The sequence below is a fragment of the Accumulibacter sp. genome, assembly GCF_016789985.1.
Lineage (GTDB): Bacteria > Pseudomonadota > Gammaproteobacteria > Burkholderiales > Rhodocyclaceae > Accumulibacter.
Genome location: NZ_JAEUOL010000164.1, coordinates 1 through 22,791 on the forward strand (window position 1 = coordinate 1; position 22,791 = coordinate 22,791).

The window sequence follows — 22,791 nt, forward strand, 5'->3', positions numbered from 1 at the left end:
CTACGGCATGCTGCGTTCGGAGACCGGTATCCATCGCCTGGTGCGCAAGTCGCCGTTCGATTCGAACGCCCGCCGCCACACCAGCTTCTGCTCGGTGTCGGCCTACCCGGAGATCGACGATTCCTTCGAAGTCGAGATCAATCCGGCCGACCTGCGCATCGACACCTACCGCGCCTCCGGCGCCGGCGGCCAGCACATCAACAAGACCGACTCGGCGGTGCGCATCACCCACCTGCCGACCAACATCGTCGTCCAGTGCCAGAACGACCGCTCGCAACACCGCAACCGTGCCGAGGCGATGGCCATGCTCAAATCGCGCATCTACGAGGCCGAGATGCGCAAGCGCCAGGCCGAACAGCAGAAGCTCGAGGATGCCAAATCCGACATCGGCTGGGGCCATCAGATCCGCTCCTACGTGCTCGACCAGTCGCGCATCAAGGATCTGCGCACCAACGTCGAAGTCGGCAACACGCAGAGCGTGCTCGACGGAGACCTCGACCAGTTCATCGAAGCCAGCCTCAAGCAGGGGGTGTGAGCCGTGCCACCCCCACGCACCCCGCCACCGTACTGATCGCGAGAATCCAGCCCATCATGTCCCAGATCGATCAACAACCCGACTCGCCGCAGCCGGACGAGAACCACATCATCGCCGAACGTCGTGCCAAGCTTGCCGAATGGCGACAGGGCGGCCAGGCGTATCCGAACGACTTCGCGCGCGAGAACACGGCCGGCAAGATCAACGAGCTCTACGAGGCCAGGACGCGCGAGGAACTTGCGGCGGCGCCGGTCGAAGTGCGTGTCGCCGGCCGCATCATGCTCAAGCGGGTGATGGGCAAGGCTTCCTTCATCACCATCCAGGATCTCGCCGGCCGCATCCAGATCTATGTCAGCCGCGACGAGCTCGGCGAGGCAAGCTACGCGGCCTTCAAGCGCTGGGACATGGGCGACATCGTCGGCGCCGTCGGCACGCTCTTTCGCACCCGTACCGGCGAACTGACCGTGCATTGCTCGGCCATCCGCCTGCTCGCCAAGTCCCTGCGGCCACTGCCGGAGAAGTTCCATGGTCTGACCGACCAAGAGCAGAAGTATCGCATGCGCTATGTAGACCTGATCACCAACGAGCCATCGCGTTCCACCTTCGCCGTGCGCAGCCGCATCGTGCAGTCGATCCGCGGCTACATGGTCCATCACGGCTTCCTCGAAGTCGAGACGCCGATGATGCACCCGATCCCCGGCGGCGCCACCGCCCGGCCCTTCCAGACGCATCACAACGCGCTCGACATGGATCTCTTCCTGCGCATCGCGCCCGAGCTCTATCTCAAGAAACTGGTGGTCGGCGGCCTCGAGAAGGTCTTCGAAATCAACCGCAACTTCCGCAACGAAGGCATCAGCCCGCGCCACAACCCCGAATTCACGATGATGGAGTTCTACGAGGCGTACTCCGAGTACCGCCAGTTGATGGATTTCACCGAGGGCCTGCTGCGCCACAGCGCGCGCCAGGCGCTCGGCTGCGAGGTCTTCCAGTATCAGGGGCGCACGCTCGACTTCGCCAAACCCTTCGCCCGGCTGACGATCATCGAGGCGATCCGCCGCCACCATCCCGGCTTCAGCGTCGCCCAACTCGGCGACACCGCCTGGCTGCGCGACAAACTGCGCACGATGCAGGTCGATACCGCGCCGGAGGCCGGCATCGGCACGCTGCAACTGCAACTTTTCGAGGAAACCGCCGAGGCCGAGCTGTGGGATCCGACCTTCATCATCGATTACCCGGCCGAGGTCAGCCCGCTGGCGCGGCGCAGCGACCGCAACCCGGAGATTGCCGAACGCTTCGAGCTGTTCATTGCCGGCCGCGAGATCGCCAACGGCTTCTCCGAACTGAATGACCCGGAAGACCAGGCGACACGTTTCCTCGAACAGGCGAAGGCCAAGGAGGCCGGCGACGAGGAAGCGATGTACTACGACGCCGACTACGTGCGCGCGCTCGAATACGGTCTGCCGCCCACTGCCGGCTGCGGCGTCGGCATCGACCGGCTGGTGATGCTGCTCACCGACGCGGCGAACATCCGCGACGTGATCCTCTTCCCGCAGATGCGGCCCGAGTAGGCGGTGACGCCAGCCGGCGCATGAGCCGCCACGCGATCGTCATCGGCGCCGGCCTGGCCGGCAGCAGCGCCGCCGATCGGCTGGCCGAACGCGGCTGGTCGATCAGCCTGATCGACCGCGCCCCGGGCCCCGGCCAGGGCGCCTCCGGCAACCTCGCCGGCGTCCTTCGCCCGCTGCCCTCGCTCGACGACAACCCCCTGGCGCGCCTGACGCGTGCCGGCTTCGCACAGACCCGTGCCCATTGCCGGACGCTCGCCGCAGCCGGTCTGCCGCTGCGCTGGGGCCAGACCGGCGTGCTGCATCTGGCGCGCGACGACCGCCACGCCGAGACGCAGCGGCGGGTCGTCGAGCGGCACCAGCCGGCGGTCGACGAACTGCGTTGCGTCGACCGCGCGCAGGCCAGCCAGCTCGCCGGCTGGCCGGTCGCCAACGGCGGCTGGTGGTTCCCCGGCGGTGGCTGGGTCGATCCCGCCTCGCTCTGCCGTGCCAACCTGGCGCACCGTGCGACGGCGATCACGCCGCACTACGGCCGCCCGGTCGAACGAATCGAACATCGGGCGGACCTCTGGCACGCTCTCGATGCCGCCGGAGCAGTGATCGCCGCGGCTCCGATCCTGATTCTCGCCAACGCCGGCGACGCCCGACGCTTCGCCCCGGCCGCCCACCTGCCGCTGCGCGCGGCGCGCGGCCAGGTCTCGCATCTGCCTGCCGAAGAGGACTCGGCGCCGGCAATCGTCGTCTGCCGTCTCGGCTACGTGACGCCGACGATCGACGGCCGGCGCTGCGCCGGCGCCACCTTCGCGGTCGATGATCACGACACCGCGCTGCGCAGCGCCGACCACGCCGAGAACCTGGCCAGACTCGACTTCATGCTGCCCGGCTACGGCAGGGGTTTGCGGGCGGAAGATCTCGACGGCCGGGTCGGCTTTCGCCCGCTGTCGCCCGATCGCCTGCCGATGATCGGCGCCGTCGCCGACGCGGCGGCACTCGCCCCCAGCCGCCCGGCGCCGCCACTCGCCGACTTGCCGCGCCTGCCCGGTCTCTACCTGATCAACGGCTTTGGCGCACGCGGCATCGTCTGGTCGGCACTGGCCGGCGAACTGCTCGCCTGCCTGATCGACGGCACGCCGCCGCCGATTTCCGATGACCTGGTCAGCGCCGTCGACCCCGGGCGCTTCCTGCTGCGCGGACGGGGACAGCAGCGGCGTCGGCCCGCCAACGATCGAGGTGCTCGGCCGTGACGTGTCTCAGGACAAGGCCAGCCGCACCTGCCGCGCGATCGACAGCATCGCCTCGTCGAGGTCGGCCTGATTGAGCGAATTGAGCGGCCGTCGCGTGTCATTGGCGCAGTTGAACGCTTCCAGCTCGCTCGCCTGCCAGTCGCACTGGCGGACCAGCACCCAGACGACGACCAGACCGTCTCTGCGCGCCGCATCGAGGATCGCCTTGAGCTCGACATCCTTGATGAAGTCCGAAGCGAGGAAGTGGCTGGTGACCAGCAGCAGCGCCACCTTGGCGGTCTTCAACTGGCGTTCTATTTCCTGCCGCCAGGCCGCCCCGCTGCGGATCTGCGAATCGTCCCAGACCAGCACCGGCTTGTTGCGCAGACTACCCTTGAGCGTCACCTGGAAGCTGTCCACCCAGCTCCGGTCGTCCCGCGCATAGCTGATGAACACGCGATCCCGCACTTCGCTGGACAGGCGGCTGTTGGCGCGCGCCATCACCTCGCTCGCACCGCTCTCGGCCAGCGCATCGTAACCGGGTGGATGGCCGGCAACCACCGGCACCGCTTCGGCGACGGCACCTGCGCTGGCGCAGGCGGCAAGCTGGCTGCGGCATTGTTCGACGGCCAGGCGGCCGGCGGCGATCAGCATTCCCCGCCGCTCGGTGCTCAGGTCGAACTCGTCGTAGGCGACGTCGCCGGCGTCGATCTCGACCAGAACGGTACGCTGCATCTGTTGCAACAGATAGAGATCCCGGCTGGCGCCACCGAGCTCGACCAGGGAGCCGAGAAAAGCGCCCAGACCGAGCTGTCGCGGGTGAATCAGGCTGCGGCGCGGCACGATCGCGATGATCGGCAGGTCGCCAGGGTATTGCGTCGCCAGCCAGACCGGACACTGCGAGGCGAGTGCTCCGTCCACCACGACGCGCTCGGGGGTGGTATGCGGCGGGTAGAGAAACGGCACCGCAGTGGCGATGCGCACCGCCTCCGACACCTTCATCTTCGGTGTCGAGACCTTCGAATAAACCAGCAGGCGCGACGAAACGAGATCGACGCCGATGGTCGCAAAAGGCAGGGCCAGATCCTCGAAAGCAGGATCACCCCCGGCGAGTTCACGGAACAGCTCCACCATGCCGGCTTCCTTGAAGCGCGCACGCGGCCAGCGCCACATGCCCCGGCCGAGCCAGCCAAGCAGGCCGCCGCCCACGGGTTCGCCGACATAGCGCCGCAGGTCGGCCGACAAGGCGGTGTCGAGCAGCTTTTGGGGGGTCACCGCGGCGGCCAGACAGGCACCGAAAAAGGTGCCTGCCGAGCAGGCCGAGATCGAAGCATGGTCGACACCGCGGTCCGCCAGCGCCGCCAGTGCGCCGGCATAGCCAAGGGTTTTCATGCCCCCTGCACCGAGAACCAGATGCACCTTCACGCAAAACTCCCCCACAAGAGCGTATTCAGCACGGTGGCCGGCGAGCCAGCCACCAGGCACCGTTGGTCGCACCGTCACCCCGTTGTGTCCTGCGCGCCGCCCTTCCGTCATTCGGAGGCAAAGGGGTGCGGCGAGCGGCCGACAATCCCGGCAGCGTTCTCCGAAGTATAGGTGCCCGGCTCGAAGGCGGTCAATTCGCTGGCGTGCAGCGCGCGACATTCAGGTGTTTCATCCCGGCAACCTGTCCCAGTGGATCATGAAGAAGTCCAGCCACAGCGGGCGAAACGGCCTGACCAAGGGCGAAAGCTGCGACGTCCTGCCCACCCGGCCCGCCTCTGACGCGGCAGCACGAGAAACCCGGCTGCTATCGCAAGGACGGCCGGTATCGCTTCCCGAGCCCACTCCACATGCCCATTATCCGTCCCGCTAACGGCCAGCCTGCTTCGTTGACAGGACCGGCAAGGCCACAGATACTCATTCTCTTTCCTTCGCCCTGTCTGCCATTGAAACGCGTTTCCCCGCGGGTGTCGCGGACCGTTCTCCTGTGGTGCCTGCTGGCCTTCTGCGCCACCACCGTACATCTCCTGCGCCTCGATGCACGCGCCCTGCTCTGGCTGGATGAGTCGCGCAGTTCGCCGCAGGAGCGTGCAGCCGGCCTGTGGTTGCCGGGCTACCGGGCAGTGTCGCAGATCGAGCTGGCGGGCTTCGAAAGGGAAGAGTTTTCGGATCTGGCCTACGATCCGGCGACCGGAACCCTGTTCGCGGTCAGCGGCAAGCAACCTCTCCTGATCGAGCTGACGCGGGAGGGCGAGATCCTGCGCAGCATTCGATTGCCCGGGGCGTCCAATCTGGAAGGCGTGGCGGTGCTGGAAGGGGGTTGCCTGGCGGTCACCGACGAACGCCAGCACAAGCTGTCCATTTTCCGCATCGACGCCGATACCCGCGAGTTGCGCACCGAGCAGCTCATCCAGCAGGTCGACCTCGGCCACGCCGATGACCCCAACAAGGGTTTCGAAGGGCTGGCCTGGGACAAACGCAATCGGCGCCTGTTGCTGGGCAAGGAAAAGTACCCCGTGATGCTCTATCAACTGCCGTCGGATGGCTGCCGGACAATTGGCGAGCTGCAGGAAATCCGGGGACTGGGCGACTACATGACCGACCTCGCGGCACTCACCGTCGACCCGAACAGCGGCCACATCCTGGCACTGTCGCAGGAATCGCATCTACTGCTGGAGTTGAGCGAGACTTATCAGCCGCGCAGTTTCATTACCCTGCTGCGCGGCATGAACGGCCTCGAGCACAATATTCCGCAGGCCGAAGGGGTGGCGGTGGACGAAACCGGAACGCTCTACATGGTCAGCGAACACAACCTGTTCTATGTCTTCCGCAAGGAGCAGGTCGTCCAGCCCGCGGCTCGGTCGGATCACGAGACAACCCGGCAAGCTCCGGTTCCCCCTGCGCGCTAACCGGAACCGTCTTCTGCCTCCCCGGCAGCCCGGCCGCTAGTGTCGCCCGGAAGACCCGCGCCAAGAGGCGGCCAGCAGGCGAAATGTTCGCTCACCATGAGAGAGGAGGCCGAACAATCTGCCAAGATTCCCGGCCGTGCGTTGGCGACGCACAGGCGGTAACGTCACTCCGGATTCCGGCGCGAGACAGGCACCAGACGAACAGGGTGTTCAAGCCCCGTCGGTCGATGGCTCGGTTAAGCATGATTACCACACACGATGACGACGATTTCCTGTCGCTGATCGGCGACACGGCCGATACCCTGCTGACACCTGCCAGCCGCCGGTGGCGCATCCTGGTCGTCGACGATGACGTGCACGAAGCCACCGAATTCGTGCTCGGTAACGCGCGAATCCTTGGGCGCGGTCTGCAATTCCTGCATGCCCATATGGCGCGCGAAGCCGAAACCATCCTGCGCCATGACAAGGATGTTGCCGTGATTCTGCTCGACGTGGTCATGGAGCACCCGCATGCCGACCTTGAACTGGTACGAACCATCCGCTCGGAGCTCGGAATGAGCGAGGCACGCATCATCCTGCGCACCGGGCAACCGGGGTATGCGCCCGAAATCGACACCATCCGCGATTACGACATCAACGACGACAAGACCAAGTCGGAGCTTTCCAGCAACGCTCTTTACACCACCCTGACCGCAGTGATCCGTTCCTACGAGCAGGTACATACGATCAACGCCACCCGGCGTGGCCTCGACATGATCATCGGCACCAGCCGCAGGCTGATGGCCCGCCATGGTACGCGGGAGTTCGCGGCCGGAATCATCACCCAGATCGCCGACCTCCTCGGACTCGAACCGGAAGGCATCGTCTGCACACGTGACCAGTTGCATGACCGGTTGCCGCCGGTCATCATCGCTGCCATGGGTCGCTTCACCCGCTGCATCGACCAACTGCTGGCCGAAGTCACCGAAGCGCAGGTCGTCGCCGCTCGCGAACGTGCCCTGCGAGAACTCCGTTGCGATTACGACGACGGGGCAAGCACGCGGTTCTTCGGGGCGGAATCCGGCCATGACATGGCGCTCCATCTCGCAACCGGTGTGCCGCTCGACGGGACCGGGCGCCGCCTGCTCGAGGTCTTCCGCGCAAACATCACGGTCGGCCTGGACAATGTGGTCCTCTTCGAGCATCTCAAGGATCAGCTACTGCACGTCTCGAACCGCCTCGCCTTCGTCCGGGCCGTCGATGCGGCAATCGCTGTCGGCCGCCTGCCACCTCGCACGCGTGGCCGGCGACACCTTCGGCGTGCTCGGTGCCGATGGTGACCTGGGTCCGGAGCATCTGCGGGACATCTTCCGTCGACCGTTTCTGATCGACGGTGTTGAACACGGCATCTCTGCCACCATCGGGTTGCTGCGGCTGGCACGAGGCGGACGGTGACGGCGCCGATGCCGTCAAGGCGGCGACCATCGCGCTCAACCAAGCCAAGTAGGAGCTGCGCGGCGAGCACTCCTACTACACGCGTGAAATGGAAAGGATAACCCTTGGCCGCGTTCTGCTGCTGCGGGACCTGCGTGCCGCCTTCGAGCGTGAACGTCTGTTCGTGCTCTACCAGGCGCAGGTTGAACTGCAGTTCGGCGAACAGCGCCTGCTGGCAACGATCGGGCAGACACCCAACGTCGCCGTGCAATGGTACGACGGAAACGGCCGAGTGGTGATGTGGAACCGGGCATCGGAACGGATCTATGGCATCCCGCGCGAACAGGCCATCGGCGGCACGCCGGACCAGCTCGCTTTTACCGAGGCGCAGGCAGCCGCGTTCACTGCGGTACTGGCGGATGCGGCACAAACTGCTCCGGTGGGGCCCTACGAGTCAGGCTTCATCCGTCCCGATGGCAGCGCCGGTGATCTGTTATGCACCACGTTCAACATCCCTGGCGAGGCAGGCAGCCCGTGCTTTGTCTGCATGGCCATAGACATCACGGAGCAGAAGCGGGCCGAGCGCTCATTGCTCGAACTGAATGCCACGCTCGAGGAACGAGTAAAGGAACGGACCGACGAACTGACCCGGGCCAACGAGGAACTGGTGCAGGCGCTGGACACCTTGCAAAGGGCGCAAAGCGAGCTGTTTCGCACCGAGAAACTGGCGGCGCTCGGCTCGATGGTGGCCGGCATCGCGCATGAACTGAATACGCCGATCGGCAACTGCATGCTGGCGGTCACCGCGCTGGACGGCCACAACACCACCTTCCGGGGTGAATTCGAAGTCGGCAACCTGCGCCGCTCGAGCCTGGAGCGCCACCTCAAGGACAGCCGAACGGCAACCGACATTCTGCTGCGCAATCTGCAGCGGGCGGGCGAACTGATCCGCAGCTTCAAGCAGCTGGCCGTCGACCAGACCAGTACCCAGCGCCGTACGTTCCGGCTCGACCAGTTGATCGACGAGATCCTGCTCACCATGCAACCCACCTTGAAGACCTGGTCATTCGCGGTTGTGGCCGACATCGAAGCAGAGATCTGGCTCGACAGCCACCCTGGCCCGCTCGGCCAGATTGTCACCAACCTGGTCAACAATGCCGTCATCCATGCCTTCGCGGAACGCACCGAAGGAAGCATCCACCTTATTGGCAGACGCATCGCCACCGATCAGGTCGAGCTCGCGGTCGACGACGACGGCATTGCCCCCCAACACCTCGAGCGGGTTTTCGATCCCTTCTTCACCACCCGTCTGGGACAGGGTGGCAGCGGCCTGGGTCTGAGCATCGTACACACCCTGGCAACACGAGTGCTCGGCGGCCGCATCGGGGTCGAAAGCACCCTGGGGGCCGGCACCCGCTTCACCCTGGAACTGCCGCGCTGCACACCGGCGGCGCGCGACGAGCAAAAGGTCGCGCTCGACCCGGCAGTGTGCGTTTCATCACCGCCAGGACTGGCTGGCCAGAGAGTTGCCGGTGAACCCCGTCACGCCATCGATCCGAGTGCTGCTTGATTGACTGGCAGCGCGCCAGTCGGCGGGCGGAACTGCGCTGCCGGCGCGATACAGAGCACCGAGTTCCTGCTCGCCGACCTCGGCCAGCGACAGGTCGAACGCCACCCGCCCCTGCTTCAGACCGATCACCCGCTCGGCCAGCAACGGCAGCAGCACGGGGTTATGCACGACGCTGATCAACGTCGCCCCGCGCGCGGCCCCGGCCAGCAACCGGCATATCTCGGTCGCCGCCAACGGATCAAGCGCGGCGGTCGGCTCATCGGCCAGAATCAGGCGTGGCCGCTGCAGCAGGAGACGGGCGATCGCCACTTTCTGCCTCTCGCCGCCCGACAGCCTGTCGGCTCGCCTCGGCGCGTGCGCCTGGAGACCGACGGCCTGCAAGGCGGCTTCGGCACGAGACACTTCCTCTGCCGGGAAACAGCGCATCCAGCCGCGCCAGCCGGCGACACGGCCAAGCGATCCGATCAGCACGTTCTCCAGTGCCGTCAGCCGAGCAACCAGAGGCACCCCCTGCACAACCTGACCGACCTCGCAGCGCAGATTGCGCAACCGGGCGGCAGGCAAGGGGTCGGCCAGCGCCCGGCCGAGCACCTCGACGGAGCCCGCCGCCGGGCGCGTGAAGCCACTCAGCAGGCGCAGCAAGGTCGTCTTGCCAGAGCCGTTGTGCCCGATAATGGCAATCCGCTCGCCCTGGGCTACCTGCAACTCGTCGACCTCGAGCAAAGTCCGCTGGTCTGCTGCCCGGCAGACCAGCCCGCTCAGGGCAACCGCGCGCGCGACGGGGTCGCCGTTCAAAGCAGTGCCTTGCGGATCCGCCGGCTCATGGCATCGAAGGAGGCGACGAGCAGGAAGACGACGAGCAGGACGGTCGACAGCCTCCCCCATTGAAAGAGCGCGGTGGCTTCGGAGATCAGCAGGCCGAGTCCGCCGGCACCGATGATGCCGAGGATGGTTGAATCGCGGATGTTGAATTCCCAGACATACAGGTGACTGGAAACGAATTGGGGGAGGACTGCGGGCCAGATGGCGTTGAAGAACACCTGAACCGGGCCGGCGCCGACGCTGCGCACGGCGTCGATGGCGGCCATGTCCAGAGTCTCGATCGACTCGGCGAAGAGCTTGCCGTAACTACCCAGCGAATGCAGGGCGATCGCCAGGATGCCCGCAGTCGGCCCAAGACCGACGATGCCGACCAATACCAGTCCGAAGACCAGCGTATGAATCGCACGCGCCACGTCGAGCACGGCCCTGGCCAGCCAGGCCAGCGGCCGCGGTACGGCAAGGTTGCGCGCACTCAGAACGGCGAGCGGCAAGGCCAGCAGTGCGGCGAGCAGAGAGCCCAGCGTGGCGATGCGGATGGTCGTCCAGGTGGCCTCGGCCAGCCCGGCCAGATAGCCACGCTCGACCTCCTGCCGATTCTCGACGCGCAGCAGACTGCCGTCGTCGCTGCGGTATTCCAGCCACGGATTGCCGAACCAGGCATCGATGAAGCTCGGACGGGCGAACTCCACCGCCGTTTTCGCCAGGTTGGCCAGCGGATTGCGCCCGAGCGACAGCTCGCCTTCGCCCGCCAGCGATGCGAGGCAGGCGACCACCAGCAGCGCATAGGCCAGAGTCAGGGCAGGAAAGCCGAGGCGGCCACCAAGGCGATCGGCCCGGCTGCCGGAGAACGCCAGCCAAGACATTACCTGGCCTGCAGCTTGCCGATGGCCAGCCCGGCATCGCGGATCGGTTTGTAGAAGCTGTTGTCGCGGCTGACAAAACCGGTGTAATGGGGCGGCAGCAGGGCCGGATTGGCCTTCAGTGCGTCGGCCACATCGACCAGCGCGGCCTGCAGACGGGTGACGAAAGCCTGGTCGGCGTAGAGCGCCCGGCTAACGGCGACCGCGTCGTTGGGCAGGGGAGCCGATTGCCAGAAGATGCGCGATTGCTCGGCCTGGATCAGACCCTGTTCGATCATCGCGTTCCGGTTGCGGTTGTAATCGGCGCCGGCATCGAGTACTCCCTGAGTGACCTGGGTTTCGATCGCCTGATGCCGGGTGTACAGGATCTTGGTGAAATAGGTCTCTGGATGGATTCCCTGGGTCATGAAGTAATGCAGCGGGATCAGGTAGCCCGAGGTGGAACCCTTGTCGCCGAAGGCGAAGGTCCGCCCCTTGAGGTCGGCGACCGTCCTGATGCCCGAAGCGGGATGCGTGATCATGATCGCGTAATACTCCGGCCTGCCATCGTAGAGGATGGTGGCGACCGCCTGCGCACCCGCCTCGTTATTGGCCAGCACGTAACCCCAGGGTCCGAGCAGGGCAATGTCCGTTTCGCCGTTGGCCAGCGACTTGGCCAGTCCTTCCCAGCTATCGACAGTACGTAGTTCGACCGGGCGATCGAGCCGCGCCGCCAGGTAACCGGCAAGCGGCCGGTAAGTGGCATCGTTCCTGTCCTTGTCCGGCTGGAAAAGGCCGACGCCGAATTTCAAGGGTGGCCCGCCGGCCAAGGCAGCATGCGACAACAGCAGGCTGAACAGGAGAGCGAAAAGGTGGCCGAAGCGTTTCATGGCAGATCCCGGTTGACGAAAAGACAACGCGGCGCAGAATCATGCGCCGCCACGGTGTGCTGGCTTGGTCGAGACGACTGCCTGATTCCTTACAGTCGGCATCCCGAAATCGGGTCCTGCGGGTTCCCGCAGCAGTTCGACATGATGACAATCGAGGAGAGAGTTACACCGCTCGCCTGGCCACTTCATGGTTGCTCCTTGATTGAATTGAAAAATATCTGGCCGGCACCACCGGACGCGCGCAGCAGCGGGTTCAATCGCCGCCGCACCCTCCTCCACCACAGCCGTCGCTCGACGACGAGTCGCCATCTCCGCCGCCACAACCGCCGCCGCAGCCAATGTGGCCAGCACAGAAGCTGCTGGTTGCAGCATTCTGCGCCGCCGCCAGACAGTCGAGCCGATAGACGAAGCCGCCGCTGATGCCGAGCATGGCGTCGAGGCTGAACAGCAGGGGCATCGACTTCGGCAGGCGCGGGTCGATCCCGTCGCGCTGGCAGGCCAGCCGCCAGGCACGCCTGATGCTCTCCGGTGCATCGGTCGGTGCACGCATCGCTTCGGCCGGCGTGTGATGCAGGAAGCGTCCCAGCCCCTGCCGACAGAACTTCTGATACTGGCGGGTGAACAGGATGAATTCGTGCCAGGCGTCGTCTACCACCTGCGAGGGCATCGCCACCAGGCGATTCCGGGCCACACGGCAGAGCTGGAAGTAATCGCGCAGCCCCTCGAAAACCAGCGCCCTCTGCGCGTCGTTCAACTCCGGCCGGCGCGCCGCCAGACGCCGGTCGAGCAAGCTGGCGTAGGGATAGCGGTCGATGAAGCCTTCGCGCTGCCTGAACAGGGCACGCCACCAGAGAATCGCCGCGACGACCAGTCCGACGAAGAACAGCACGATGATCAGCTTCATCTGCCTTCCCCGGCCCGCCGCTTCAGACGTTGCTGAAACACAGGTACTTGAACTCGAGAGACTCGTCGATCCTGTGTTTCGATCCTTCGCGGCCAATTCCCGACTGCTTGACGCCACCGAAGGGCGCCACATCGCGCGAGTAGAAGTAGGCGGCAAGCCCGAATTCGGTGTCGTTGGCCATGCCGACCGCCTGCGCCTCGTCGCCGAACCTGAACACCGGCGCCACTGGTCCGAAAGTCTCCTCACGCGCGACGCGCATGCCCGCCGTCTCGCCGGCCGCCATCAACGGCACTGCGGCGAGGGTGGTACCGGTCGCCGGGTCACGCACCGCGAAAGGGCGGGCATCATCGGCGGCCTGCCAGCGACCATCCAGGTAGCACAGCGAGCGCAACAGGCGCGGATCAGCCAGTTGCATGGCGTATCTCCCCGAAACCTCGAAAACTGCAGTTTATACTGTGCACCATGCGTGTCCATCTGCTGATCGCCTGCACCATCGCCCTGCTTCTGGCCGCCTGTGCCAGCCAGCCACCGACGCCCGGACGCCCGGCACAGGCGTTGCCCGACCGTCCGCCGGGCAACGAGAAAGCGCACGACGTGGTGCTCTTTGCGCTCAGCCTGATCGATACCGGCTACCGCTTCGGCGGCAAGAATCCTGAAGCCGGTCTCGACTGCAGCGGCATGGTGTCCTACATCTACGGCCGTGCGGCCGGCATCAAGGTAAGCGGCAGCGCGGCAGACATCGCCCGCCGCGGACGTCCGGTCGAACGCAGCGGCCTGCGCCCCGGCGACCTCGTCTTCTTCAACACGCGCAACGCCTCGTTCTCGCACGTCGGCATCTACATCGGCGACGATCGCTTCGTCCATGCACCGTCGGGCAGCGGCCGCGTGCGCATCGACCAGCTCGACACGCGCTACTACGCGCAACGTTTCGAGACGGCAAGGACCTTCTTCGACTAGGCCCCACGCGCCTAATCGTTGCGCAACTCGACACGCCCCTCGAAGACACGCACCCGGTCGCCCTTGCGCACCGCCGGCTCGTCGTACTGTTCGATGAAAGCGAAGCTGCCGTCCTCATGGCGCACGGTCACCACATAGGTCGTCACCGGCGCATTGACGTTGCGTGCCTCCTCGACCACGTTACCGGTGCCGATGATCGGCGTGCTCACCAGACTGGGAGCCAGCGCCGGCGCCGGATTGCGCCGCCGCGCTCCCTCGTGCGTCCGGGTGCGAATCGCCGTCACCACACCGCAGGTTTCGCAGGGCCCGCTGCGCTGCTCCTCGAGCAATTCGCGATAATCATCGTCGCCGCTCGGCAGTTTCAGATGGGTCTGCGCCAGTGACGCCGGGTTAACCGCAAAGATCAGCCAGATGGCCGCGAGCATTCTTGCACGCTGCATGACACGCCCTCCTCCACACGCCTTCTTCCCCTGCCGCCACGCAAGCGCGTGCAGCCCCGTCGGCCCGCGATCTTAGCACCAGCAGAGTCGCCGCCACCAGAGCGCTAAAGCGCGCTAATATCCGTTGCTCCGCCATCAGGCGATCCCGCGGGCGCGCGACCACCCCTCGAAAGGCTGATCATGGACCCCAGATCATTCGTTTATTCCGCGGTACTGCTGCTCATCGTCGCCTCGATGGCCGTCGCCGTGTTCCGGCATTTCGGCCTGGGGTCGATCCTCGGGCTGCTGGTGACCGGCATCATCGTCGGGCCGCATACCCCGGGACCCTTCATCACCACCGAGGTGGACGACGTGCGCCACTTCACCGAACTCGGCGTCGTTCTGCTGCTCTTCCTGATCGGCCTGGAAATGAAGCCGCGCCGTCTGTGGGACCTGCGACGCACGCTGTTCGGGCTGGGATCGCTGCAGATCCTCGTCTCGGCGGCGGTCATCGCCCTCTACATGAAGCTGTTTCTGCCCGGCTGGCCGGCAGCAATCCTGATTGGCGCCAGCTTCGCTTTGTCGTCCACCGCCTTCGTCATCCAGATGCTCAGGGATCAGGGTGAAATCGCCAGCCGTCACGGGCAGACCGCTTTCGCCATACTGCTCATGCAGGACCTGGCGGTAGTACCACTGCTCGCCCTGGTGCCGGTGCTCGCCGACAGTGGACCACTGCCCAAGGAAATGCCGCTGCTCAGGCAGATCGCGGTGGCAGTCGCCATGGTCGGTCTGGTGATCGTCATCGGCCGCTACCTGGTACCGCGGCTGCTCGATCGACTGGCCCGCCAGAACAATCGCGAGGCATTTTTCCTCACCGCAATGGCGGCCGTTCTCGCCGCTGCCTGGGCGATGGATCTGGCCGGCATGTCGATGGCCCTGGGCGCCTTCCTGATGGGCATGATGCTCTCGACCTCACGCTACAGCATGCAGATCGAGGCCACGCTGGAACCACACAAGGGCTTGCTGATGAGTCTCTTCTTCGTCGCCGTCGGCATGTCGGTGGACGTCGCGGCGCTGGCGCAGCACCCGTTCCAGTTCGCCCTGCACGTACTGGTCATCATCGGCATCAAGGTGGCGGTGCTCTACACGCTCTGCCTGCTGTTCGGTACCGGCCGCAGCACGGCGGCGCGCGTCGCCTTCATGCTCTCGCAGGGCGGCGAGTTCGGTTTCGTGGTATTCGGCGCGGCCAAGGCGCTGGGCGTCATCGACGATCTGGTGTTCGTCATGGCCGTGGCGGTGATCTCGCTGAGCATGCTGCTCACCCCGGTACTGGTCAAGCTGGGCAACCGCCTGGCCCAACGCCTGGCCAGCGAGCCGGCCGGCGTGCACCAGCGCTTCCAGTACCCCCCGGAAGGCGAGGACAATGCCCCGCGCGTGCTGGTCGCCGGCTACGGCCGCGTCGGCCATACGGTGGGAACGATCCTGGCCAGCACCGGCATTCCCTACGTCGCCTTCGATAGCGATGCGGAGCTGGTCGCCAAGTGGCGCAGCGAGGGCCATCCGGTATTCTACGGCGACATCGGCAACCCGGAGCTGTTCGGCAGCGGCTCGTTGCAGCGTGTCGAACTGGTGGTGCTGACCATCGACGACCGCCACGCCGCCGTCCGCGCAGCAACACTGATTCGCGCACAGGCGCCGGAAGTGACCATCGTCGCGCGCGCCCGCGACCTCAGCACCTGCGACGCACTGCTGCGGGCCGGGGTCAGCCAGGCCTTTCCCGAGACGCTCGAGGCAAGCCTGCGACTGGCAGCCGAAAGTCTCGAAGCGCTGGGCATTTCCTCCGAGGAAACCGGCATGCTGCTGCACGGCGTGCGCAGCACCGACTACGCCCTGGTACGCAACGGACCGGAAGCAGCGCCGCACACGCCGCCCGAGACACCAGCCTGAAGACACGCCAGTGGCGGCTGGCGACCTGCCCGTTTCCCGTTGCGACCGAACCGGCATCGGCAACTGGAAAGCGCGCTAATATGCACCTGATTTCCGCTCGAACACCTTGTCGCCGGACATGCTGCACGACACCCTCCCCATCCGCTACGTCGAACCCGTCTACCGCCCGCCGAGCGAAGCCGAATCGCTCATCCTGCCGCTCACCGATGGCTGCTCGTGGAATCACTGCACCTTCTGCGAGATGTATACCGCGCCGCAAAAGCGCTTTCGCGCACGCGACGAGGCGGAGGTCATGGAGAACATCCGGCATGCTGGCGAACGCTTCGGCAACGAGATCCGGCGCGTCTTCCTGGCCGACGGCGATGCACTGGCATTGCCCACCCGTCGCCTGCTCGCCGTCCTCGACGCGATCAGGACCCACCTGCCGGCGGTGCGCCGCGTCGCCAGCTACTGCCTGCCACGCAACCTGCGGCGCAAGTCGGTCGACGAACTGCGCGAACTGGCCGCTACCGGCCTGTCGATCGCCTATGTCGGCGCCGAATCGGGTGATGACGAAGTGCTGGAGCGGGTCAACAAGGGCGAGACCTTTGCGTCCACGCTTGAGGCGCTCGACAAGCTCGGCCAGGCCGGCATCAGACGCTCGGTGATGATTCTCAACGGCCTCGCCGGGCCCGAATTGTCACTCCGCCACGCCGATCACTCGGCGCGTCTGGCCAATGCCACGCAACCCGAATATCTGGCGACCCTGGTGCTCAGCCTGCCGCTCGGCGAGCAGCGCTTCCGCAACGCTTTCCCGGGCTGGCGGCCACTCGACCAACGCGAACTGTTCGTCGAAATGGAACGTTTCCTCGAACGTCTGGAACTTGCACGCACGGTGTTTCGCAGCGATCACGCCTCGAACTGGCTGGTGCTCAAGGGAATGCTCGGTGCCGACAAGCTGCGCCTGTTGCAGCAGGTACGACAGGCGATCGCCCACCCGCAAGCGGCACCGCTACGCCCGGCCTGGGCGCGGGGGCTGTAGGTGACGGCCGATTACAGGGCATGTGCGGATCTGATCCGCCAGGCCGACGGGCTGCTGGTCACCGCCGGCGCCGGCATCGGCGTCGACTCGGGCCTGCCGGATTTTCGTGGCCGACCAGGCTTCTGGGGTGTTTACCCGGCACTCGGCCGGGCGCGCATCGGGTTCGAACGGATCGCCAATCCGGCCGCGTTCGTGGCGCAACCGCGCCTCGCCTGGGGCTTTTACGGACATCGCCTGCAGCTCTACCGGCAAACCATCCCGCATGCCGGTTTCGCCATCCTGCGCCGCATCGGCGAAAACCTGCCGAACGGCGTTTTCGTGTTCACCAGCAATGTCGACGGACAGTTCCAGCGGGCTGGATTCGCCGACGACCGCCTCGTCGAGTGCCACGGATCGATCCATCACCTGCAATGCCTGGACACCTGTCACGACGGCATCTGGCCGGCCGACGACCTGCAGCCGCTGATTGACGAGGAGCACTGCCTGCTCACCTCGGACCTTCCGCGCTGCCCGCACTGCCGGGCAATCGCCCGGCCGAACATCCTGATGTTCGGCGACCAGGGCTGGCTGGCCGGACGCACCGCAGCGCAGGAAGAACGCCTGCATCACTGGCTGCAGCAGGTCGAGCGGCTGCTGGTGATCGAAGTCGGCGCCGGCACGAACATCCCAACGGTGCGCCTGCTGGGCGAGCGCAGCCGGGGCAGGCTGATCCGCATCAACCCGGGCGAGCCGCAGCTCCCGCCCGGCAAGGGCGTTTCGATCGCCGCCGGAGGCCTCGCCGCACTGCGCGCCATCGACGCCTGCCTTGACTGACACCACCACCCGAAGCAACCGATTCACCTTGCAACCCGAGACCAGCAGACGCGAACCGACCATGCCAGCCCTGCCCCGCCCCCCCTCTGCGAACACCTCGCACCACCCGGTTGTGCTGCTGCTGGCGACACTCGGCCTGCTCGCCGGTTGCGCCACCCGGCCAGGCGGCGAATCCGCCACGCTCGGTCGCTGGACGCAACTCGGACCGGATGGCAGCATCAGTCTGCGCGCCATTGTCGGAGCCACCGCCGACTGTCCGATCGCCCGGGTCGACGGCAGCACCCGACCGCTCGTGCCGCGTGCCAGGGCGACGCCGGCCGGCCGGCCGGCCGACCCGGCGCACGACAATCGGGCCTTCCAGCCCGGGTTTGCGGTGACTTCCTGCGAACTGGGCCTGCCCGCGTCAACCCGTCAGGCGAGCATCGACGGACAGCCCGTCCCAATGCCGGGTGCCGACCCGCAACGCATCGTCGTGGTCGGCGACACCGGCTGCCGGATCAAGGTGCCGGCCAGCGGTCCGGCCGATCCGATCCAGGATTGCGCCAGCCCGGCCGACTGGCCGTGGCAACGGATCGCCACCGCCGCAGCGCACGCGCAGCCCGACCTGGTGATCCACCTCGGCGACTACCACTACCGCGAGTACTGCGACAACCCCGCCCTTTGCGCCTCCTTGAACGACAGGAAGGTGGTGATCGGCTACGGCTGGGACGGCTGGGACGCCGACTTCTTCACCCCGGCAGCGGTGCTGCTGACTGCCGCGCCGTGGATCGTCGTGCGCGGCAATCACGAGAACTGCGACCGCGGCGGCGAAGGCTGGATGCGCTTCCTGTCGCCGCTGCCCTACCAGCCCTGCCCCAACCAGACCTACAAAAGCCCGAGCCAGTCGGTGCTGGCCAACAATCTGACCGCCAACGCGTATCGCATCGACCTCGGCCAGCGGCTGACGCTGGTGGTGGCCGATAATGCTGCATTTCCCGATTATCTGCCGGCCAGCGCCACAGCGGGCGATGTCGCCATCTTCGAGCGTACGCTGGCCAGGCTGCACTCGCTGCCCGCCAGGCAGCCGGCCTGGCTGCTCATCCACAAACCGTTGTGGTATGACCTGCTGCCGGCCTCGGCGCCGCCGAACGCGCTGCAGAGTGCGCTGCACGGCAGGCTGCCGGCCGGCTTGCAGTTCGTCTTCGCCGGCCACGAGCATGCCTTCGAGACGATCAATTTCGCGCCTGCCGCCGATCCGGTCAACCACCCGGCGGGAAGACCGGCGCAACTGATCGTCGGCACCGGCGGCACCCAGCTCGAGGCCTTCGACCCGCTCTCGCCCTTCTACGAAGGCGGTGCCCCGGGCAGCAAGGAGAGCGCACAACCCGGCGGACGGCTCCACGAGGGCGTCGCCGCGAGCAGCGGCATCGTCCTCAACCGCTACGGCTTCCTGCTGCTCGAAAGGCACGGCGAGGCGTGGACCGGCCGCCTGATGGATGCCGACGGGCAGGAGATCAGCCACTGCCGGCTGAACGGCGAAGCCAGGGAGGCCGCCTGCACCTTCCCGGCGCGGCCCTAGACGGCCGGCATCAAGCCGGCCAGGGCGGCGCCAGGTCGCGGCGGAACGGCAGATGAGTGGCCGCCTCGTCGCGATAGTCGGCCACCGCTTCGCCCTGCAGTGCGAGATGGCGGGCCAGCATCCGGCGCATCGCGGGATCGGCGATCCAGTGCGCCGAATGAACGACGGTGGGCGTAAACCCGCGCGCCAGCTTGTGCTCGCCGCCCGCCCCCGGCTCGAAGCGGCGCAGCCCGGCACGCAGAGAATAGGCAATCCCCTGATAGAAGCAAAGTTCGAAATGCAGGCTCGGGTAGTCGCCGTCGCAACCCCAGTAGCGCCCGAAAAGCGCTTCGTCGCTGCGAAAACAGATCGCCACCGCGACCGCCTGCCCCTGTGCGCGAGCGATGAAAGCGACCATCCGGCGACCCAGCGCTGCCGCCAGGTCGGCGAAACAGGCGGCCGAGAAAGCCGCATGGTTGTTGAACCGGTCAAAGGTGCTGGCGTAGAGGGCGTGCAAGGCAGGCCACTCGGCCGGCTCGATCTCGTTCCCGTGCCGGGTCTCGATCGACAGCCCGCTCGCCGCCACCCGCCGCCGCTCGGCGCGGACCTTGCGGCGCTTGGCGGCGCTGAAGGTGGCAAGATAACCGTCGAAGTCGCCGCAGCCCGGATCGAGCCAGTGGAACTGAACATCGTGGCTGATCAGCAGACCCTCCTTGCGCAACAGATCGATCTCCTCGTCGCCGGGCAGAGCGACATGCCATGACGACGCAGCCGAGCGCCCGAGCAGCTCCTGGGCACCGGCCACGAGCGCCTGGCGAATCGCCGGAGCCTGTGGCCCCGCGGCGACCAGCAGACGGGGCCCGCCGACCGGCGTGTGCGGCAGGCAGCTCATCAGTTTCGGGTAGTACGGCCGACCGCACTGGCGATAAGCGGCGGCCCACGACCAGTCGTAGATGAAGTCGCCGTGCGAATGGCTCTTCAGGTACAGTGGCAACAAGCCGATGACGACACCGTTCTCGTCGCTCGCCACCAAGTGGCGCGCCAGCCAGCCGCTGTCCGCTCCTGCCGCGCCATGGCGCTCGAGAATCGGCAGATAATCGGCATTGAGAAACGGGTGGCCGGCCGGGCACAGCCGATCCCAGACCGGGCGCGGAACAGCCGCGGCCGAGGCGGCAATGCTGAGCGAAAGCTGAGGAAACAAGGTGAACTCCACGACTTGGGGCAGGCAGGTGTGCTTGCCGACGCTGCTGCAGGCGGTGGATGTTGCCACAACCCGCCGCAAAAAGGAGCCACCGACAAACGGTGAGCAACCACGAGCCACCCATCGATCGCTGCGATCCGCGGCGAGACTGGAAGCGGCCGCCACTTTTGCGTATCCTGCCCGCCACGCAGGAACGCCCACCTTCCGGACCCGTCAAGAATGAGCAGCACAAGCCAGGCAATGATCGACCCCGTCTTCGCCGACCTCCAGCCGGCCGCCGTGTGGACCCATTTCGCCACCCTCTGTCGCATTCCCCGTCAACCCAAGGCCGAAGGGCCACTGCGCGATCACCTCCGCGCCTGGGCACTGGCCGGAGGCCTGGCCGCCACCGTCGACGCAGCCGGCAATCTGCTCATCCGCAAGCCGGCCAGCGCCGGCCGGGAGCAGGCACCCGGCGTCGTGTTGCAAGCGCATCTCGACATGGTCTGCCAGAAAAATCCGGACAGCCCCCATGACTTTTCGCGTGACCCGATCCGGCCGCTGCAGCGGGAGGGCTGGCTGTTCGCCGAGCACACCACGCTGGGCGCCGACAACGGCATCGGCGTCGCGCTGATCCTCGCTGCGCTGGCCGACAGCACGCTGCCGCATGGACCGCTCGAAGCGCTGCTGACCGTCGATGAAGAAGCCGGCATGGGTGGTGCGCACGGCCTCGCGGCGGGCGTGCTGCAAGGTCGCCTGTTGCTCAACCTGGACACCGAGGAATGGGGCGAATTCTTCGTTGGCAGCGCCGGTGGTCTCGATGTCGATGTCGCCCGCCCGGGTCACGCGCAGACCGTGCCGGCCGGCTGCGAGGTCTGGCGGATCGACCTGCACGGCCTGCGCGGCGGGCATTCGGGCGTAGACATCCACGCCGAGCGAGGCAACGCGATCAAACTGCTGGTGCGCGTGCTGCGTGACCTGGAAAACCGCTTGCCCTTGCGCCTCTGCACGTTGACCGGTGGCTCGGCGCGCAACTCCCTGCCACGCGAGGCGGTCGCCAGGCTCGCCCTGCCGAACGGACAGGGGAAGGCCCTGAGCGCCAGCCTGCAAACCTGGCAGTCTCTGCTGCGCCAGGAGCTGCTGGGTGTCGATGAGGGGGTAAGCATTACCTGCACCGCCGCCAGCGCCGGACAGGTCATGTCGGCGCGCGACCAGACGGTCTGGCTCGCTTCGCTGCACGCCGCCCCGCACGGCGTCCACCACTGGAGCCAGCGGCTCCGCGGGGTGGTCGAAACCTCCAGCAACCTCGGCATGGTCGCCGTCGGGCCGGAGCAAGGGAACTGCAACTTCATGATCCGCTCACTGCTCGAGAGCCGCAGTGACGCCCTGGCTGACGAGATCGTCAGCCTCTTTGCCCTGTCGGACACCACCGTCGACAAGTCAGGTCATTATCCGGGCTGGGCGCCGAATGCCGCTTCGCCGCTGCTTGCGCGCTGCCGGGAAGTGTACCGGCACGAGTTCGGTGCAGAAGCGAAGGTGCAGGTGATCCACGCCGGTCTCGAATGTGGCCTGATCGCCGCCCGCTACCCGGAGCTGGACATGGTCTCCTTCGGACCGACGATTCGTGGCGCGCACGCGCCCGGCGAACGCGTCGACATCGCCTCGGTGGGGCAGTGCTGGCAACTGCTGCAGGCCATCCTCGCCGCCATCGCTTCGCCCACGGCACCAGCCGTGCCTGCCGCCGAGCAGTGAGGCGGCGTGAACAGCGAAGACCTGCAACTGCTGCCGACCGACACCATGCCCTCCGGCAAGCAGCAGAGGCGTGCGATCGCCGACCTGCCCGGCAACCGGGCTTCCCCCGGTTTTTCGTCGGTCAGAGGGCAGAGCGACCGGAATCTTTGATTGATTGGGGCCGAGGAACAACTTGACCTTGAATGGACCATCCTTGAGCAGGCCGAGACCTTCGCTGCATAGTCGCCGGATTGACAAAAGGCACCGCAACCGCAAATGGCGGGCTGCGCGGCCACGTGCCCGCTCGCCCCGGAAGCATCACGCCTCATCTCCGGTTTTTGTTCATCGTCCCGCCGCTTTGGATTGGGCTTCCTCCAGACCACGCCTCACGGTGCGGCGCGCGTCAAGGTAGTTGTCGCCTGAGTCAAGCAGCCTGCTGCTGAGTATGTGCGGTGTTGGCAGCGAGGATGACGGCGGCGTCGCGCTCCGGGTTGAGTGCCACCTCTGCGATGTGCGACCAGTCTCTCGTGGAGC

At 66.5% G+C, this 22,791-nt stretch carries 20 protein-coding genes and 1 pseudogene; 13 read left to right on the forward strand and 8 right to left on the reverse strand.

What is annotated here, in order from left to right; genetic code table 11:
* From JNK99_RS09490 to mnmC, 3 genes are all read left to right on the forward strand, one after another.
* Positions 1–535, forward strand: a 535-nt coding sequence (locus JNK99_RS09490; protein ID WP_291851924.1) for a peptide chain release factor-like protein, incomplete at its 5' end; no start/stop codon positions are given.
* A gap of 56 nt (positions 536–591) precedes the next feature.
* Positions 592–2,103: a lysine--tRNA ligase gene (gene lysS, locus JNK99_RS09495; protein WP_291851926.1), complete on the forward strand. Its 1,512-nt coding sequence runs from the start codon at positions 592–594 to the stop codon at positions 2,101–2,103.
* 20 nt (positions 2,104–2,123) lie between these two features.
* Positions 2,124–3,344: an FAD-dependent 5-carboxymethylaminomethyl-2-thiouridine(34) oxidoreductase MnmC gene (gene mnmC, locus JNK99_RS09500; protein WP_291851928.1), complete on the forward strand. Its 1,221-nt coding sequence runs from the start codon at positions 2,124–2,126 to the stop codon at positions 3,342–3,344.
* Positions 3,345–3,350: 6 nt separating this feature from the next.
* Here the strand turns inward: mnmC and JNK99_RS09505 are convergent, their stop codons facing one another.
* Positions 3,351–4,748 (reverse strand): patatin-like phospholipase family protein, encoded by a 1,398-nt coding sequence (locus JNK99_RS09505; RefSeq protein ID WP_291851930.1) that lies wholly within the window; start codon positions 4,746–4,748, stop codon positions 3,351–3,353.
* 524 nt (positions 4,749–5,272) lie between these two features.
* Here JNK99_RS09505 and JNK99_RS09510 point away from each other — a divergent pair.
* From JNK99_RS09510 to JNK99_RS09520, 3 genes are all read left to right on the forward strand, one after another.
* On the forward strand, positions 5,273–6,214 hold the full coding sequence (locus tag JNK99_RS09510) for an SdiA-regulated domain-containing protein (RefSeq protein ID WP_291851933.1): 942 nt from the start codon (positions 5,273–5,275) through the stop codon (positions 6,212–6,214).
* 242 nt (positions 6,215–6,456) lie between these two features.
* Positions 6,457–7,533, forward strand: a complete 1,077-nt coding sequence (locus tag JNK99_RS09515; protein ID WP_291851936.1) for a DUF3369 domain-containing protein — start codon at positions 6,457–6,459, stop codon at positions 7,531–7,533.
* Positions 7,534–7,736: 203 nt separating this feature from the next.
* A complete protein-coding gene (locus tag JNK99_RS09520; protein WP_291851939.1) occupies positions 7,737–9,197 on the forward strand; it encodes an ATP-binding protein in 1,461 nt (486 codons plus the stop codon).
* Here JNK99_RS09520 and JNK99_RS09525 read toward each other — a convergent pair.
* From JNK99_RS09525 to JNK99_RS09545, 5 genes and pseudogenes are all read right to left on the reverse strand, one after another.
* Positions 9,126–9,992: an ATP-binding cassette domain-containing protein gene (locus JNK99_RS09525; protein WP_291851942.1), complete on the reverse strand. Its 867-nt coding sequence runs from the start codon at positions 9,990–9,992 to the stop codon at positions 9,126–9,128. The two genes, JNK99_RS09520 and JNK99_RS09525, sit on opposite strands and share 72 nt — an antisense overlap.
* The gene (gene phnE / locus JNK99_RS09530) at positions 9,989–10,882 is read right to left on the reverse strand and encodes a phosphonate ABC transporter, permease protein PhnE (protein ID WP_291851945.1); all 894 of its coding nucleotides are present in this window, start codon (positions 10,880–10,882) and stop codon (positions 9,989–9,991) included. The genes JNK99_RS09525 and phnE overlap by 4 nt, the downstream gene beginning before the upstream one ends.
* The gene (locus JNK99_RS09535; RefSeq protein WP_291851949.1) at positions 10,882–11,748 is read right to left on the reverse strand and encodes a phosphate/phosphite/phosphonate ABC transporter substrate-binding protein; all 867 of its coding nucleotides are present in this window, start codon (positions 11,746–11,748) and stop codon (positions 10,882–10,884) included. Before JNK99_RS09535 ends, phnE begins: the two co-directional genes overlap by 1 nt.
* Positions 11,749–12,001: 253 nt before the next feature.
* Complete coding sequence (locus JNK99_RS09540) at positions 12,002–12,652, reverse strand: hypothetical protein (protein ID WP_291851952.1); 651 nt, start codon at positions 12,650–12,652, stop codon at positions 12,002–12,004.
* 22 nt (positions 12,653–12,674) lie between these two features.
* Positions 12,675–12,941 (reverse strand): annotated as a pseudogene (locus tag JNK99_RS09545) (aldehyde dehydrogenase family protein); the annotation flags it as partial.
* A gap of 173 nt (positions 12,942–13,114) precedes the next feature.
* On the opposite strand from JNK99_RS09545, the gene JNK99_RS09550 reads away from it, so the two are divergent.
* The gene (locus JNK99_RS09550; protein WP_291851956.1) at positions 13,115–13,609 is read left to right on the forward strand and encodes an NlpC/P60 family protein; all 495 of its coding nucleotides are present in this window, start codon (positions 13,115–13,117) and stop codon (positions 13,607–13,609) included.
* Between the two features lie 11 nt (positions 13,610–13,620).
* On the opposite strand, the gene JNK99_RS09555 is transcribed toward JNK99_RS09550, so the two are convergent.
* Positions 13,621–14,049, reverse strand: a complete 429-nt coding sequence (locus tag JNK99_RS09555; protein ID WP_291851959.1) for a hypothetical protein — start codon at positions 14,047–14,049, stop codon at positions 13,621–13,623.
* A 180-nt stretch (positions 14,050–14,229) separates the two neighbouring features.
* Here JNK99_RS09555 and JNK99_RS09560 point away from each other — a divergent pair, with 180 nt between their 5' ends.
* The 4 genes from JNK99_RS09560 (at position 14,230) to JNK99_RS09575 (ending at position 19,367) form a co-directional block, all read left to right on the forward strand.
* On the forward strand, positions 14,230–15,975 hold the full coding sequence (locus tag JNK99_RS09560) for a cation:proton antiporter (protein WP_291851962.1): 1,746 nt from the start codon (positions 14,230–14,232) through the stop codon (positions 15,973–15,975).
* A 118-nt stretch (positions 15,976–16,093) separates the two neighbouring features.
* Positions 16,094–16,996 (forward strand): radical SAM protein, encoded by a 903-nt coding sequence (locus JNK99_RS09565; RefSeq protein ID WP_291851965.1) that lies wholly within the window; start codon positions 16,094–16,096, stop codon positions 16,994–16,996.
* Complete coding sequence (locus JNK99_RS09570) at positions 16,997–17,809, forward strand: Sir2 family NAD-dependent protein deacetylase (RefSeq protein ID WP_291851968.1); 813 nt, start codon at positions 16,997–16,999, stop codon at positions 17,807–17,809.
* A 61-nt stretch (positions 17,810–17,870) separates the two neighbouring features.
* Positions 17,871–19,367 (forward strand): metallophosphoesterase, encoded by a 1,497-nt coding sequence (locus JNK99_RS09575; RefSeq protein WP_291851971.1) that lies wholly within the window; start codon positions 17,871–17,873, stop codon positions 19,365–19,367.
* A 10-nt stretch (positions 19,368–19,377) separates the two neighbouring features.
* On the opposite strand, the gene JNK99_RS09580 is transcribed toward JNK99_RS09575, so the two are convergent.
* Entirely contained in the window at positions 19,378–20,547 is a 1,170-nt protein-coding gene (locus tag JNK99_RS09580) for a GNAT family N-acetyltransferase (protein ID WP_291851973.1), read from the reverse strand.
* Between the two features lie 219 nt (positions 20,548–20,766).
* Here JNK99_RS09580 and JNK99_RS09585 point away from each other — a divergent pair, with 219 nt between their 5' ends.
* Together JNK99_RS09585 and JNK99_RS09590 are read left to right on the forward strand one after the other, a co-directional pair.
* Positions 20,767–22,278: an aminoacyl-histidine dipeptidase gene (locus tag JNK99_RS09585; RefSeq protein ID WP_291851974.1), complete on the forward strand. Its 1,512-nt coding sequence runs from the start codon at positions 20,767–20,769 to the stop codon at positions 22,276–22,278.
* Positions 22,279–22,284: 6 nt separating this feature from the next.
* Entirely contained in the window at positions 22,285–22,428 is a 144-nt protein-coding gene (locus JNK99_RS09590) for a hypothetical protein (RefSeq protein WP_291851976.1), read from the forward strand.
* Positions 22,429–22,791 lie beyond the last annotated feature (363 nt).